Origin of the sequence: Nostoc sp. NOS(2021), from assembly GCF_017115025.1 — a bacterium.
Classification (GTDB): domain Bacteria; phylum Cyanobacteriota; class Cyanobacteriia; order Cyanobacteriales; family Nostocaceae; genus Nostoc.
In genome coordinates this window covers 1-16,085 of sequence record NZ_JABXKM010000187.1, presented here as the reverse complement: position 1 = coordinate 16,085, position 16,085 = coordinate 1, and the positions used below count along the sequence as shown (strand labels likewise).

Genomic DNA, 16,085 nt, shown 5'->3' with positions numbered 1-16,085 from the left:
TTATCGAAACAGAATAAAGGCGTCAGTCGTCAGAATACAGGAAAGGTATTCTGACCGAAAAAGCGTCTGAATAGATGGATTTAAGACCCCCGCCAAATCGTAGATTTGGTGTTCAACTTTCGTGGTGGCGGGTCTGAATCCCCCAGGAAGAGTGATTCTGACTCCTGAATTCTGACTTCTGAATTCTTCTTCAAAAGAGCTATATTTTTGGAATTATGGTGTTGAATCATTTATTGTGAACTTCCGTATCTGATCAACACTCAGAGTACATCAATCTACTTTTGTCAACCCAAAATCCACTCTAAAAGAAGCTCTAAATGGGGTAAAAGTTACAGCAAGTAAGGATAAAATGTCATTTATTATGCAACCTTCTGGAACTCTTGCTGGTTTAGATATCCTGGTAGTTGAGGATGATGATGATACTCGCTTTTTTCTGACTACTGTCTTGGAAATGGATGGAGCAAAAGTTATAGCAGTTATCTCAGCAGCGGCGGCACGCAAAGTATTATCCGAATTGCAACCCGATGTTTTAATTTGTGATATCGGGTTGCCTGGGGAGGATGGCTACACTTTCATCTGCAAAATCCGGGCGCTCTACCCAAAGAATGGTGGACGATTCCCGGCTATTGCTTTAACAGCTTATGCTGATAGCGAGGCTCGTATCCGTGCTTTAGAAGCTGGCTTTGACACTCATGTATCTAAACCGATTGCTCCAGAAGAACTAGTAGAGATAGTGGCTAGTTTGGTTGCTTCTTGTAATTGGTAATATTCCACGCAAGTCATTCGTTTCTAACCTATGGCGGTTGTTGGGATTGGTGCAAAATATCAGATTTTTCCGGTTGAGCCGAAATATAACTGAATAATTACTTTACATTGAATATGTATAGCTAAAACTCATGGAAATACCCCAACGCGTATCAGTCCGCTACAAAGACGCGTCCTTCAATAGTAATGAAATCCGCTTGAGAACCTTCCGGCTTGGGTTACAAATATGGGAAGAACAAACCAAACCTAGAAAAACAGAGCTTTATCAGTTTATATCGTCTTGCTTGAAACAAGTTGACCGCCAAGATCGTTTTATGTTTTCTCTACTGTTCATAGAATTAACAGACCTCATACGCAATTCTTCGCTGGAAAGGGGAACGAAAGAGGTTCTGATTAAAACAGCTTTTAGGGAGTTTGCTTGTGCGATAACAGACTTTGAAGACGTTGCCAAATAAGGTTGTGCTGGTATTGCGTAGGCATAGCGCAGCCCAGGCATCGCCCTGAAATCAGCTAACCTAATCGAGTAGGATATCTAATAAGGAAGCAGCTTTCCAATCAGGTTAGTTTTTTTTGCTGAATGCGCGGATGGGTAGGTGTTGGGGAAGAGGTGACTAGAAAAATGGCTGAATTGCCTTATCTGCAAGAATTTGAGAGCTTTAGTATTTATAAACCATCCGCGCACCTTATCTGGACTAGCTTTCAGCCATTTGCCTCTAGCCAAATCACAACTCCTCATGTTATAATTTCTGCATTCGCGCAACCGAACCTTGAAAACCAAATAAGGCAAGGCTTTCAGAAGCCAGCGATTGCAATTACCTAAAATCCCTATTAGGGATTGAAACGCAAAATCTGCGACGGATTTAGTCATTAATCTAATTGCAATTACCTAAAATCCCTATTAGGGATTGAAACTGACAAACTTGATTAGTCTGGAGTAATATTTCAGGCATAAAATTGCAATTACCTAAAATCCCTATTAGGGATTGAAACCGCGGCGTTTATTTTCCTTGAAATGTTGCCGGAAATTGCAATTACCTAAAATCCCTATTAGGGATTGAAACCAATCCCTTTCTTTGCCAAATTAGTAATGAAGCTATTGCAATTACCTAAAATCCCTATTAGGGATTGAAACGTTGATGCACTGGCAATAAAATCTTCGCACAGATTATTGCAATTACCTAAAATCCCTATTAGGGATTGAAACAGCCATTTCCGAATTTTGAAATACCAGCGAACATTATAATTGCAATTACCTAAAATCCCTATTAGGGATTGAAACCGATCTTTGTCATCCCAGCAAATCTAGTAACTGCCTCATTGCAATTACCTAAAATCCCTATTAGGGATTGAAACTCTCTGTGTTCATATACTCTTTTTTCTTTGAATTATTGCAATTACCTAAAATCCCTATTAGGGATTGAAACTATTATTTAGTCCGTAAAGGTTGAGTTGCCCAACATTGCAATTACCTAAAATCCCTATTAGGGATTGAAACGCTACAGCAAATATGGAAGTAGCAAAAGAGAAAATATTGCAATTACCTAAAATCCCTATTAGGGATTGAAACGGGTACCAGGGCATACAGACGGTGCGGCATCTCCATTGCAATTACCTAAAATCCCTATTAGGGATTGAAACAGCCGCGCCTAACACCTCACTTACGGGGAAAGAATTGCAATTACCTAAAATCCCTATTAGGGATTGAAACTCGTAATTCCTGGCTCGGATTGATATATCAATTTATTGCAATTACCTAAAATCCCTATTAGGGATTGAAACATAATTTGGTAGCTCCAAGTGACTTTGGGGTTACTGCCAACGAGCAGATTGCAATTACCTAAAATCCCTATTAGGGATTGAAACCTAGTGATTTCGCGCCTTCAGCTAGAGATAAGTTTATTGCAATTACCTAAAATCCCTATTAGGGATTGAAACGCGGCTGATTCAAAAACGCGGATGATTTGTCGGCTATTGCAATTACCTAAAATCCCTATTAGGGATTGAAACACAGGTATCACCACATCGCCGATTAAGCCGTAGTCGGCATTGCAATTACCTAAAATCCCTATTAGGGATTGAAACAGTGAAGCCCGCCAGCTTGAAATCAATGATATCTATTGCAATTACCTAAAATCCCTATTAGGGATTGAAACGTTGCTATTTCACACACTAGTGAATATACACTAGAATTGCAATTACCTAAAATCCCTATTAGGGATTGAAACACATGTATACATCGTATGCAAACTTAACGGCTCCAATTGCAATTACCTAAAATCCCTATTAGGGATTGAAACGGCTTCCCAGAGGGACAATTACTAGGCAATGGTGATTGCAATTACCTAAAATCCCTATTAGGGATTGACTGGTTCCCAGCCTAGAGGCTGGGAACCCATCCTGGGAGGCTCCGCCTCCAGTGGCTTGACCAGAGGCAGCAGCCCTCTTTTGAATACATTCCCAGTCTTAAGACTGGGAACGAGGTGACACAAGCCTTTGGGCTTTACAAGGGTGTCATTCGGGTATAATCCATCTCAGGTAAGGTTTCGGCCGTTATCCAATTTCAAAAATCAAATATAAATCCTAGCAATAGTGACAAAAGTAACTATTTGAACATGACTTTTGGCACAGGCATGTACCTGATTATGACGATTAGATTGAGAGTACACAAATCAACTAGTGCAAGGCAGATAGAAAATATATGAACCGCTTAAAATCTATTCTTCTTGGAGGCTTATTAGCAGCTGCTTCAATTGCTGCTCTTTCTCAAAATGCTAATGCTGCTGAATTTAAATCTGAGCATGATCATTTGAATCGCAATACTGTAGCTTTTAATAACAATAGAATCCAACGCGAACGTCAAATCCGTGAACAACGCGCTCGTGAATTGCGTGAACGTCAAGCTCGTGAACGACGCGCTCTTTCATTCCGTGAACAACGCGCTCGTGAACAACATATTCGTGAATTGCGTCAACGTCAAACTCACTTTAATCACTAAACTGGAAATTCTCGCTCATATTACCTTAGGAGAGTATTGCTACTCTCCTTTTTTTTTCTTGACATAAATCTGCTCAAATCAATGCCCAAATAGCATTGTTCCGAGATCATTGCTCAAACGGAAATTAATGCTATAAAAGCCTGTTATATATAGCTTTCAGCTTTTTTATTTTCACCTACTTTACCCCTCAAGCTGTGGTTATCTGCTTGATGGAAACTGTTGCATCTAATGCTGTTGAGAATGCAAATATTCTTTGCATTTAATTGATTTTAAAATTGGCTCTTAAAGCAGTTCGCTACAATTAGTATAGTTTTTGTTTTGAAATTTTTGAAGAAGTCTAACATTTAATATGGTAATGCGTCTTCCCATAGTTGTTGCCACCTTCATGGTTGCCAGCGTTAGTATCGGTACACTTTTGGGCGTTGTAGCTCCCGCTTCAGCTCAGGAGATAATCACTTGTTCAAGCCAGAATAATCACAGGAATACTTGTTCAATACAGACTAGAGGCAGAGTCAGGCTTATTAGGCAATTGTCTAGCGCCAGTTGTAGAGGAAATTGGGGCTATCGGAGTAATCGTATTTGGGTGAAAAATGGTTGCCGAGCTGAGTTCTCAGTTGGCGATCGCAGAAACGGCAGGTATAACAGATAATTGGGTATTTGGGGTCACTCTGCCGAAACGCTCTAAGAGGGTTGTTTGAAAAGTATTATTGTTAACATCTAAGCCTCCCAAACCTAACCCCCCCTACCAAGCCTTCCCTACAAGGGAATGGGGGTTTCAAAGCCTCTCGACCTTTCGGGGAGAGGAATAGAAGCGGGGTTTCTAGTATAGTTTGCGACTTTTCAAACATCCTCTTAGATTGTGTACTCCACCAACTTGAAATCTGCTGTAAGCCCCTAATCAGCCATTCCCATGCTTTGCATAGGAACGAGAGAACAATGGAATAATTGAGCTTTTTTGGACTTGTGTGTACACAGTAGCCTTTTAGCAGAGAGGTATATTCATTTCAAAACTGCATTAAGCAATACCCTAAAATTACTGATTAGGCGTTGAAAATTTTCCATGCTATTTGATGCGTTTAAAAACCGTAAATCTCCTAAAATCGAATTCATCAAGACTGACCCAACCTGGCGCGTAGCGTGGGGAACAGTTGATGCAAATTATGAAGATATCGCTTGGCGAGATGAAAAAATTTCTGTAATTCTACCACGCACATCTTCTGGATTTATGACGGAGAAATTAGCAATCAGTTCTGGAGGACGATTTGTTGTTGTTGGTGATGTTTGGTTAACTAATCGAGTGCAGTTGCTGCAAAAGTTGGGAATTGAACCGGATAGCTTTAAAGGAAGTTCTCTGCAACTGGTTGCGAATCTTTGGGAACGATGGGGTAATGAAAGTCTTAGCCAACTTGTGGGGATGTTTGCGCTAGTGGTTTGGGATAGAGAAAAACAGGTGTTGCGGTTAGTTCGCGATCGCATCGGTGTTCGTACCCTCTATTACACTACCACTGGTTCGGTTCGTTGGATTGCGCCTCAACTGAGAACTTTATCACCATATCGTTCATCCGATTTAGATTTGGTGGCGTTGCGAGATTATCTTTGTTGTGCCTTTGTTCCAGGAGAACGAACCCTTTGGGAACAGGTGCGGGAACTGCGACCTGGAACCGTTTTAGAATTTCCTGACCACAAAGTTGCAGCTTATTGGCAGCTTCAAGAACAGATTATCGCCATAGATCAACCTTTAGCATGGCATGGCGATCGCTTGCGAGAATTGCTAGACCAAGTTGTTCAAGAATATTTACCACCAGCAAATGAACCCGTTGGTGTTTTTCTTTCTGGTGGTTTAGACTCTAGCGCTATCACAGCTTTAGTAGCAAAATTCCACAAAGCACCAGTTCACACCTTCTCAATTCATTTTGGTTCCGAATGTCCCAATGAGTTAGAATTTTCTAGTCTCGTCGCATCCCATTGTCAGACGCAGCACCACATTTTGGAAATTACTTTTAAGGATATGTGGTCACGCCTACCGGAAACAATGGCCTATTTAGATGACCCCATTGGCGACCCCCTGACTGTTCCCAATCTTTTGCTGGGACGACTGGCGAGAGAAAACGTAGAAGTAGTTTTAAATGGTGAGGGTGGCGACCCCTGTTTTGGTGGGCCAAAAAATCAGCCAATGCTAATCAATAGTTTATATGGCTCTGTCACCAATCAGGATGCATTGCAAGCTTATTTAATTTCCTTCCAAAAGTGCGCTGTTGACTTACCGCAACTTTTAAAACCAGAAGTTTGGACAGCAGTACAAACAGCACCTTGGGTTTTTGAAGAAGATTTATATTCCCAAGCCAGCTATCTCAATCGTTTGATGGCAATGAATATCAAATTTAAAGGTGCTGACCAAATTCTGACGAAAGTCAGTAACTTGACTCAAGCAGCCCTTTTGCACGGTCGTTCTCCCCTGTTTGACCAACGAGTAGTAGACTTAAGCATGGAAATCCCTCCAGAGTATAAGCTTTCGGGAGTGCAAGAAAAAGCAGTTTTAAAGCAAGCGATTACCTACGGTACGTCTTCTCTACCAGACGCTGCGCGTAGCTTGCTTCCCCGTAGGGGTACGACGAGCGCAGATATTTTACCACACGCAATTATTCATCGTCCTAAAAGCGGCATGATGGTGCCAGTACAGTTAGGATTTCGGAAATATTGGCAGCAAGAAGCCAGAGATTTATTACTCAATCGTCATGCGGCTATCACTCCTTACTTGAACCAGTTGCCAATTCGCAATTGGTTAAACTATCAAGGAGATACTTGGAGTCGTTATGGGGTAAAGCTATGGTTACTTGTGAGTTTAGAAATTTGGTTACAGGTGAATCAAAAAGTGCAGTAGTGAAAGCAAGAAAACAATACGCGATGACTAGTACACTGTAGCGTCAGGTTGCCTACCTTTAACCAGTTGCTCAGAGGAACTTGTTTGGTTAATTGAGAAGGTGGCTAGATTTCTGCGGTGCTAGCCATAAAATATATTTTTAACTACAATATCAACTTATTCTGGAATTTGAATTTTTTGCTGTGTATTTACACAAAGATAAAAATCCAGTCTAGAAATCTTAATAAAAAATTACGGAGAGCAAACTATTGACACAGCCTAACTCGCAAGAAAAAAACAACTTTCTTTACCCTCGTAGTCGATATTATGGTAAATTCCAGCCAGAGACCTTAGCATTTAATGCTAACCTCCAAGAATTTGCCCAAAGAATTGGTTACATCACTTGTCTAGAAACAGGTGGAAAGCTGTCTCCAGAAGAAGCATACCAGCAAATTAGGGCGGTTTGGAAACAGTTGAAACATAGCAAAAAGGAACTGGCTATTGGTGGAAATAACGAAATTTAAACTTTGAAGGCGATGTGTAACCTATTTATGAGTATAACCACTGATCTGAAGCGCATTTGATCAAATCGAGTTTAATCAGCAAAATGCCATTTGACTTACTCAAAATGCCATTTTGCTTTCTCATTTGAGTGTTTTCCGCAAGCAAAATGCCATTTGACTTACTCAAAATGCCATTTTGCTTTCTCATTTGGGTGTTTTCCGCAGTTAATTACCTTCTAGCAAAGTCCAGAAGTAGCCATCCGGTGCAACAAAGGAAAAACTCGTCTCGCCAAACTCATTACTAATGATGTCTGTAACTTTTTGTACAGTACTTGCTTTGATGCGATCGCAATACTCCTGTATTCCCTTTACACGATAGGTATATAAAGACATACCTAAGCTACCTGGTTGGGCTGCCTCAAAGCGCGATTCTAAATTAATAGATTCTGGGAATCGAATGATGTAAAGTCTACCACTACGTGCAGCCATCAGGTCAGACTTAGAAGAACGGGGATCATCAAAGGTAGTGACAATAAACTTTTCACCAGGGTTAAGATCAAAAATATCTTGACCTGCTGGCGAAGATTCATAGCTAGTTTCGACATCATCACGCACACGCAGCAAACCCAAAACTTCTTCATAAAACTTCAGGGTTTCTTTGCTGTCATCTTGAACGATGATTCCCATGTGGGTAAACTGACTAGCCTTGAGAGCAGCATTATGGTTAACTTGTCCATAATGCGGTAGTGTATAGCCAAACCGTTGAAATAAAACCTGTCGAGCTAAAGGTTGTAGTAGCAGCATTTCTCGCACACCAACTGCTGGCTCAATAAAAGGACGGCTTTTCCTCTCTTTGTTATAGATAACTTCCCAATAAGGGTTAGAGTGCCTAATAGGCAAACCTGCGGCCTTTGCATCCTCGATATGATTTAAGATGCTTAAAACATCCGCAGTTAAGCTTGTTGCCCAGCGATTTCCCTTAATTTTCATCGACGCAATTCCCAAACCTTCATGGGTGGGATTTTGCCAAACCATCAGCCGAATCAAACCATGATCTGAATTTTGATGGTAAAGGCGGATTGAGCGTAAAGATGAATTCACCCCATATAATAGATGGGCTACATCTGCGGTTAATTCACCGACTTCAGCAATGCGATAGCCAAATTGCTCCCAATACTGAATTGCTGAAATTGGCTCCGGGATGCCGATACAAACTTCATAGATACCTTCAATTGCGGTTTGTTGTTCGTGAGTCATAGCAATTTTGGATTTTAGATTTTAGATTTTAAATTGGGTCAAAATAAATAAAGCTTGTTCCTCGTTTCTCTGTCCTCGTTCCCATGCTCCGCGTGGGAATGCATTCATTGAGGCTCTGACTCAATCTCTGACTGGAGGCAAAGCTTCTAAATCAGCCATTCCTCATACAGAGCATGGGAACGAGAGATACAGAGCGTGAGAACGAGAGAAACGAAAGTGTTTACAAAAGTATCTCAGAAAGAATCCGAAAAGCAACAACTTTATTTTGTAGCTTATGATGTACCTACAAAAGTGAGATGCAACTAAATATAGAGTTCTTCTGATTACACGTAATCAAGAATCGCCATAAAGTTTTTTTAACAGGAGTTAAGCTATGACGCAGCGACTGACTCAAGAGCAATTATCACAAATAGTTACAGAAGTAGAAGGTCTGCAAGTGCGTCGGGAAGCGGAACTAGACCAACAGCAGGTTAGAGAAATTTTACAGGAGTTGAATTTACCGCCAGAGTTACTGGATGAAGCGTTGATTCAGTTAAATCGCCGCCAAGCACTGGAGGTACAGCAACGCCGGAATCGATGGATTACCTTTGGAGTAGTGGCAGTTGTAATAGTGGTGATTGCATCTACAATATTTTTCATGCAGCAGCAGAATTCTGCACTCTCTCGTGTTTCTGCTCAAGAAGACCGCATCACCTTGGTACCATCGGTGAGAGGTTAAGATAAAATGCCTTTTGTCAATCAGTTAAAATACTCAAAATAGTCTTAAAGATAATGATAATCGTGTATGGGGAGAGGGGGAGGAGGTGAGCGACGCTCACCTCCTCCCTCCCTCTATTTGATTATCATTATCTTTAAAGGCTTTGACAACTTAAATAGGCTAAAAAAAAGTATTGTAACGAGAGAATAACTTTGTGAAATGTGAGGCTCACTTCTTAGGTAAATTCAATTATCAAATGAGGTAATGAAAAGTTTGGTTTTCTACCATGTCCAAGCGACCAAAAGTCAACTCTGACCACGCACAACGACATCATACTCCGACTATAGATAATGAAGTGATCGCTAAACGCTTAGAAGCTTTATTAACCCCAGCAGTTTTTGCTCAACAAAAATATTATAAGCAGTTAGGATGTCGAGACAGGATTCTTAATTTATCGTTAATGGTAGCAGCAGTATTAACACTGTTGTGGCGACAAGTTCCTGGCGTTCAAGAGTTGAATCGTCTGTTAGCACGAGAAGGTTTATTATGGTGTCATCCCACAAAAGTTGCTCAACAATCATTATCAGAAAGATTTTTAGTTTTCCCTGCTGAATTATTTGAGCGAGTCTTTAAAGATTTACTACCTCAGTTACAATTAAATTGGCAGCAACGACTTAGGCGAACACTGCCAGACAGCGTTAAGTTTGCACGGGCGAATTTTGAACATATTTGGATAGCTGATGGCTCCACATTAGAAGCATTATTTCGCAAGCTCAAAAGCCTGGAAGACTTAAAAACAGGACAGTTAGCCGGAAAAATTTGTACAGTTATTGATTTGGTAACTCGTTTACCCGTCGAGGTTTGGTTTAACAATAATCCCGCAGCATCAGACACCAATTTTGAAACTGCATTACTAAATTTACTATTTCCTAAAACTCTAATTTTACTTGATAGAGGTTTTTATCATTTCCAATTTTTGCAACAACTTCTTGACCAAGAAGTTAATTTTATTACTCGCTTAAAAGCCAAAGCATCTATTAAATACTTAAAGATTTTTAGCTATGACCATTCGCTTAAAGACCGATTGATTCAACTTGGAACTGTTCGTCGTGGCGCACCAGTTCTCACTTTACGTTTAATCGAAATTAAAATTGGTAAAACTAGCTATTCTTACATTACTTCTGTCCTTGACCCCAAAATATTACCTCCCTATGTCGTTGCAGATTTATATCGTCGAAGATGGAGAGTTGAAGAAGCTTTCTACGCAGTAAAACGCTTACTGGGGCTATCTTATTTGTGGACTGGTTCTATTAATGGTATTAAGCTACAAGTCTGGGCTACTTGGTTATTTTATGCTGTTTTGATTGACTTAGGAGATGCTGTTGCAGACGAATTATCCCTGCCATTTGACCGCATTTCTTTGGAGATGATATTTCGCGGTTTGTACCATTTTAGTGTCGCAAATGACAAAGGCAAAGCGGATGACCCGATTCAGTACTTCGCAGAAAGAGAAAATCAAGACTTAGGCGTGGTTAAATATCTGCGAAAGCCAGTCTCCAAGCTAGATTTGTCTCCTTTTCCTGCACCCTCTTGACAAATGTGCAATCACTCTAACCTCTTACGAGTGATCAGCCAGATATCTATGCACAGATCCAAAATTTCCATCCCGAAGATTGGCTATTAACGGCTCTCGATCGCAATGAGTGTCCATCTTTGCTGCATCGCCTCCGCCGTGCCAGTTTGATGCTCAAAGGAGCGCAGAATATCCATCCCCGTGCGACTGCATTGGGGTTTGCTCATGGATTATGGGTGCGATCGCCTTTTTGTGACTTACCTCTAGCTGAGTGGACATTCCGCCTATCTGGAGAACTCTGTTTGCAAGGAGCCTGTGAAAAATATATCCTCAAGCGTGCCGTAGAAAATTGGCTCCCGCCGGAAATTGTCTGGCGACAAAAACGTGGTATGGGGGTTCCCTTAACTTCTTGGTGTTTAAATGATTTTTGGCATCAGATGGGCATCTGGCTCAATCCTGAGATACTTCGCGCGAACAATCACTTTTATCCCCACATCGCCGCCCAAATTGTTGAAGGCAAACTAGGAGCAGCTATTCAAGGCCGTCGGATTGGTGAAACACTCTGGTTACTTATTATGTGGCAACTTTGGCGATCGCATGTTTTAAATGAAGAACTAAGCAAACAGTCCTGGGATCATCCGTTTTGTTTACCTCGTTGGCTATGGAGAAATTACAAGCGATGGCAAGGGTAGATAAAAGTGAGGAGTTAGGGAGAGACGCGATTAATCGCGTCTGTACAGGAGTTGGGAATGAGCAATTAATCCCCTCATCTCCGCCATTTTCTTGGGAACAGGCGCAGGAGTTACTAACTATCTATGGTTCTCCGCTTTATGTTTATAATGGCGATCGCTTGGGCGAAACTATTGAGCGGATTACCAAAGCCGTCAGCTATCCGCGCACGCAATTTCGCTTTGCCAGTGTTACTAATGGCAATATTGCGCTGTTAAAAATTTTTCGCTCATTTGGGTGGGGACTTCACGCCAATACCCCAGGAGATATTTACCTGGGATTGCAAGCTGGTTTCGATCCTAATGAGATTGTTTATAGTGGCAGTAATTTGAATCGGGCTGAGATGCTACAAGTTCTCAATTGGGGAGTTACAACTCTCAACCTTGATAGCCTCACTCAGTTGCAGTTGTGCTGCGAAGTTTTGCCCAAACGCACAGAGAAATATATTCGGCTGGGTTTACGCCTCAATTTACCGGAAATTACCGGAGATAGCCGCATTGGTGTGCATCCAGAGGAATTTTGTGATGCGATCGCTTTAACTGGTGAGGTTGGATTAAAGCTGAGTGGTTTACACTTCTATCGAGGGACTGGAACTAATGCCACAGCCGCTTTTACTCAGGTGATTGATACGGTAATTGCCACAGCACAACAGTTACCAGATTGGGAATATTTAGATTTTGGTGGTGGTTTTGGCTACCCTTATCACCACAACAAAACAGCCTTTGACTGGGAAATATTTGGGGCTGAGTTAACCGAGAGAATTACTCATTTAGGACGGGAAATTGATTTGGTGATTGAACCGGGACGAAGTGCGATCGCAGGATGCGCCGCTTTGCTTGCTCAAGTTGTTTCTGTGAAATGGCAAGGAGAAAAACAGATTGTCGGAGTTGATACCACCGTTGCGAATCTTTCAGTACCATCAGTACACGGCGGCTACCGAGAAATTGTCACTTGGAAACAAGCAGACAATCCATTCACAACTGATATTTGTGGGAACACCACATATTCACGAGATTATCTGGGGAAAAATTGTCAACTTCCGGCGCTAGAAATTGGTGATATCGTTGCCATTTTAGATGTCGGTGCTTATGGTTATGCCATGTCGTCTCACTTTTTACACCGCCCCAAACCTGCGGAAGTCTTGCTAGAAAATTGCAGACATCGCCTGATTCGTCAACGGGAAGACTATAGTGTTTTATTAACAAATCAGGTGCTTGATAGTTCCCCCCTTAAAAAGGGGGGTTAGGGGGGATCAACCCTGATCTGAACCGTATTGACTAACAATTAATAACTAACATAAAACAACCATTATGAAGTGTATTAACTGCGGAACTGACAATAAACTAAAAGACCGAACAGCTAATCAAGGTCGGTGTATAAAATGCAATCATCTCTTTGCCTTTGAACCGACCAGTATGAGTAATGTTAAGATTACTGATCCTTTTTTTGCAAAGGCGATCGCTGACATTTCTGCAAATAACACCTTATTCTTTACACCCAAGCAACTGCTTTATTTTCTAGATAATCGTCTTAGGTCAAAGTCAAAGTCAATTTCACGATTTAGCTGGCTATTTCTATATTTATTTCTTAATTTATTTACGTCAATATTTATTTTTGTACCACTGATAGTAAACTTTGGGTTTATTTGGAGATTTTTTGAGAATAGCAGATCAAGCAAACTCAACATTATAAGTCGCAAAGACAATGCTAGAAATTTACAAATTATAGGAGGTATTATTCTTGGTATAGGAATTTTCTTCAGTCTTACGATCAGTCTGAGTTTGAGGACAGTTATTCTATTTGTTATTATTCTTATTACAGGAGTGTTATCGTTATATTTAGGAACTCGGCAATTAGGTCGAATTGGATTCTTAACACAAGAATTTTTACTTTCACAATCTCAGGTTAAAGATTGGCTAGATCGCTGGCAGCAAATAAATGGTTCAATCCTCAAAATTCTTCCTTCTCCAAACCAGGAAAATACACCAGCCACGGTTAATTATGATGTGACTGCTTACAGTTTTGATAGATTAGTCGTTTGTGATAGTGCTAATATTGCTCAACTATTAATTGCTAATAATTTCCACTTTGAAAATAACTGTGCAATTCTCAGCATTACTGGATATCCCCAAAGCATTTTTGACACTACAATGCAAATGCTGCGCCGCAATCCCGATTTGAAAGTCTATGCACTGCATGATTGCAATCCACAAGGAATTGGTTTAGTTCATAATTTGAGAACCAATGCTAATTGGTTTCTCAACAGCGAGATTGTGATTATTGATATCGGACTAACGCCACGTCAAATTATCGCTACTAAGCGCGGAATGTTTATTCAATCTTCTCCAGAGTCGGCGCAAGCAGCTAAAGAATTGCCTGAAGAAGTTCGTCAAAGTTTATCTGCTGAAGAATTAACATGGTTAGAATCTGGAAAGTTTGTGGAATTAGAATCTTTCACTCCCCAAAGAATAATTAAAGTTCTCCAAAAGGGTATTACTGGCAGTCTAAATTTAGAAAGTGATGACAGTAGCTTGCTTTTAGTGGGGGATACGGGTAATGATATGTATATTGTTCAAAGTTTTGGTTGATCTAGCCAGAATGCGATCGCTGCGATCGCATCCCAATTGGATAAAATGCCCCTCAGACTTCCAGTCTGGGATGAGCATTCGCCTTTGGAGGAAAACTTTTCTATTTACTGAAATTATGCAAAAATTGGAGTTCAGAAGTGGTGAGATCACGCCATTGACCCAATTGTAGGTCATCTAATTGTAGGTGGGCTATGCTGACCCTGACCAACCGCAAAGTCGGAAACCCTACAGCCGCAGTCATGCGCCGTACTTGGCGGTTTTTTCCCTCTGTCAAGGTTATTTCCAGCCAAGCTGTCGGTACATTTTTGCGAAATCTAATCGGCGGGGTGCGTTCAGGTAGCTGTGGCTCTGTTGGTAAGAGCTTAACTTCTGCTGGTTGAGTGCGGTAATCTTGAATTTCCACACCTGTTTGCAACCTTTTTATCGCATCTGCATCTGGAATTCGCTCTACCTGTACCCAGTAAGTACGTTTATGACCAAAACGCGGATGAGCGAGGCGATGTTGCAATTGCCCATCGTTCGTTAACAGCAGCAACCCTTCACTATCCCAGTCTAAGCGTCCCACAGGATACACATCAGGTACATCAATATAATCTTTCAGGGTGCTATGTGTGGGAGCATCTTTTGTAAACTGGCTGAGAACACCATAGGGTTTGTAAAAAATAATATATCGGTAATGATTTGTCACACAATTTTGGATTTTAGATTTTAGATTGACCCCATGCTAAAGTCACTAGCTCTGTCATTTAATTTTAGATTTTAAATTTTAGCCTTCGCCGTGAGCCTCAGCCGAACGGTTTTGAATGTTCAATTCCATTATCCAAAATTTAAAATCTAAAATTCTGTCAATTCCTAACTTATAAAAATCTGTTTTTTACATACCCCATGCCCTATGAGCAACTACTTTCGCTCCAATGTTAATGCAATGGCTAGCTACATTCCCGGTGAGCAGCCCCAACGCGGTACACAGGTCATTAAACTCAACAGCAACGAAAACCCCTATCCTCCTTCCCCTGCGGCATTAGCTGTACTACAAAATATCGATGGCGAGTGGTTGCGGCGATATCCAGAACCTTTCGGGGGGGAGTTCCGGCAAGCTGCAAGTAAAGTTTTAGGAGTTCCTAGCGATTGGATAATTGTCGGAAATGGCAGTGACGAATTGTTGAGTGTAGTGATTCGAGCCTGTGCAGAACCTGGGAAAAAGGTAGTTTATCCGATGCCAACTTACGTGCTATATCGCACATTAACAGAAATGCAAGCTGCGGAAATTATTGAGATTCCCTACAGCGAGGACTACAGTTTACCTTTGGAAGAACTGGTTGCTGTCGATGGTTCTGTCACATTCATTGCGTCGCCTAATAGTCCATCCGGGCATCTGGTAGCAACAAATGATCTGCGAAAATTAGCCAGCCAATTATCTGGAGTTTTAGTGATTGATGAAGCATATGTAGATTTTACCGAGGAGAATGCATTGACTTTGGTAAAGGAATACGAAAACGTCATTGTGATTCGGACACTTTCTAAAGGGTACTCATTGGCGGGATTGCGCCTGGGGTTTGGAGTCGCAAATCCCAAGTTGTTGCAGGGATTGTTTAAGGTGAAAGATAGCTATAACATTGATGCGATCGCTTGTGCAATTGGCTCTGCTGCTATTACCGACCAAGCTTATAAAAATGCTTGTGTAGCAAAGATTAAGGCATCGCGGACTAAGTTAGCAACAGAATTAAAACAATTAGGTTTTCATATTTGGGATTCTCAAGCTAACTTTTTGTTAGCAGAACCAAGAGAAGGAAACGCAGAATATCTCTATCAAAAACTGAAGGAACGGGGAATTTTAATCCGCTACTTCAAGCAGCCTGGACTAGACGATAAATTACGCATTACTGTTGGCACCGATGAACAAAATCAGGCTTTAGTAGAGGCACTAATTTATTTGTTAGAGACTGGGGACTCCATCTATAAGTATGAATTATGAATTATCAATTATGAATTATTTTGACTTCTATGCTTCTGAGAAATTGCTTGTTGTAAGAAGTTTACTTTCTGAGCGCTGCACAGCATATATATCTGACTTTTCCCGTTAAGTCTCTTTTGCAAGCTGCCACCCCTCACAGAGGT

General features: G+C 41.0%; 12 protein-coding genes, 2 pseudogenes and 1 CRISPR repeat array. Of the genes and pseudogenes, 12 read left to right on the top strand and 2 right to left on the bottom strand.

The features are described 5' to 3' along the window. Window positions 1-361 precede the first annotated feature (361 nt). From HWQ41_RS21360 to HWQ41_RS21340, 6 genes and pseudogenes are all read left to right on the top strand, one after another. Complete coding sequence (locus HWQ41_RS21360; protein WP_292767193.1) at window positions 362-766, top strand: response regulator; 405 nt, start codon at window positions 362-364, stop codon at window positions 764-766. Window positions 767-896: 130 nt separating this feature from the next. Further along, window positions 897-1,220: a hypothetical protein gene (locus HWQ41_RS21355; RefSeq protein WP_094328612.1), complete on the top strand. Its 324-nt coding sequence runs from the start codon at window positions 897-899 to the stop codon at window positions 1,218-1,220. A gap of 350 nt (window positions 1,221-1,570) precedes the next feature. Next, window positions 1,571-3,133: direct repeats of the CRISPR family, unit length 37 nt; unit sequence ATTGCAATTACCTAAAATCCCTATTAGGGATTGAAAC. A gap of 330 nt (window positions 3,134-3,463) precedes the next feature. Then, the gene (locus HWQ41_RS21350; protein ID WP_292767188.1) at window positions 3,464-3,760 is read left to right on the top strand and encodes a hypothetical protein; all 297 of its coding nucleotides are present in this window, start codon (window positions 3,464-3,466) and stop codon (window positions 3,758-3,760) included. 349 nt (window positions 3,761-4,109) lie between these two features. Beyond that, a pseudogene (locus HWQ41_RS34345) lies at window positions 4,110-4,328 on the top strand (DUF3011 domain-containing protein); the annotation flags it as partial. 492 nt (window positions 4,329-4,820) lie between these two features. After that, a complete protein-coding gene (locus HWQ41_RS21345) occupies window positions 4,821-6,641 on the top strand; it encodes an asparagine synthase-related protein (RefSeq protein WP_292767186.1) in 1,821 nt (606 codons plus the stop codon). Window positions 6,642-6,889: 248 nt separating this feature from the next. Continuing rightward, on the top strand, window positions 6,890-7,144 hold the full coding sequence (locus HWQ41_RS21340; RefSeq protein WP_292767183.1) for a hypothetical protein: 255 nt from the start codon (window positions 6,890-6,892) through the stop codon (window positions 7,142-7,144). Window positions 7,145-7,348: 204 nt separating this feature from the next. Here HWQ41_RS21340 and HWQ41_RS21335 read toward each other — a convergent pair whose 3' ends face one another. After that, on the bottom strand, window positions 7,349-8,380 hold the full coding sequence (locus HWQ41_RS21335; protein ID WP_292767181.1) for a VOC family protein: 1,032 nt from the start codon (window positions 8,378-8,380) through the stop codon (window positions 7,349-7,351). A gap of 373 nt (window positions 8,381-8,753) precedes the next feature. Between HWQ41_RS21335 and HWQ41_RS21330 the strand changes: the two genes are divergently transcribed. From HWQ41_RS21330 to HWQ41_RS21310, 5 genes and pseudogenes are all read left to right on the top strand, one after another. Beyond that, the gene (locus HWQ41_RS21330) at window positions 8,754-9,098 is read left to right on the top strand and encodes a hypothetical protein (protein ID WP_292767178.1); all 345 of its coding nucleotides are present in this window, start codon (window positions 8,754-8,756) and stop codon (window positions 9,096-9,098) included. 265 nt (window positions 9,099-9,363) lie between these two features. Beyond that, window positions 9,364-10,659, top strand: a pseudogene (locus HWQ41_RS21325) (IS4 family transposase); the annotation flags it as partial. Window positions 10,660-10,790: 131 nt separating this feature from the next. Next, window positions 10,791-11,342, top strand: a complete 552-nt coding sequence (locus HWQ41_RS21320; protein ID WP_292767175.1) for an asparagine synthase C-terminal domain-containing protein — start codon at window positions 10,791-10,793, stop codon at window positions 11,340-11,342. Beyond that, the gene (locus tag HWQ41_RS21315) at window positions 11,312-12,625 is read left to right on the top strand and encodes a decarboxylase (RefSeq protein ID WP_292767173.1); all 1,314 of its coding nucleotides are present in this window, start codon (window positions 11,312-11,314) and stop codon (window positions 12,623-12,625) included. Before HWQ41_RS21320 ends, HWQ41_RS21315 begins: the two co-directional genes overlap by 31 nt. Window positions 12,626-13,202: 577 nt before the next feature. Beyond that, window positions 13,203-13,967, top strand: a complete 765-nt coding sequence (locus HWQ41_RS21310) for a hypothetical protein (protein WP_292767171.1) — start codon at window positions 13,203-13,205, stop codon at window positions 13,965-13,967. Window positions 13,968-14,067: 100 nt separating this feature from the next. On the opposite strand, the gene HWQ41_RS21305 is transcribed toward HWQ41_RS21310, so the two are convergent. Further along, entirely contained in the window at window positions 14,068-14,655 is a 588-nt protein-coding gene (locus HWQ41_RS21305; protein ID WP_292767169.1) for an rRNA large subunit pseudouridine synthase E, read from the bottom strand. 204 nt (window positions 14,656-14,859) lie between these two features. On the opposite strand from HWQ41_RS21305, the gene hisC reads away from it, so the two are divergent. Next, window positions 14,860-15,942, top strand: coding sequence for a histidinol-phosphate transaminase (gene hisC / locus HWQ41_RS21300; RefSeq protein ID WP_292767167.1), 1,083 nt, complete (start codon window positions 14,860-14,862; stop codon window positions 15,940-15,942). Window positions 15,943-16,085: the final 143 nt, after the last annotated feature.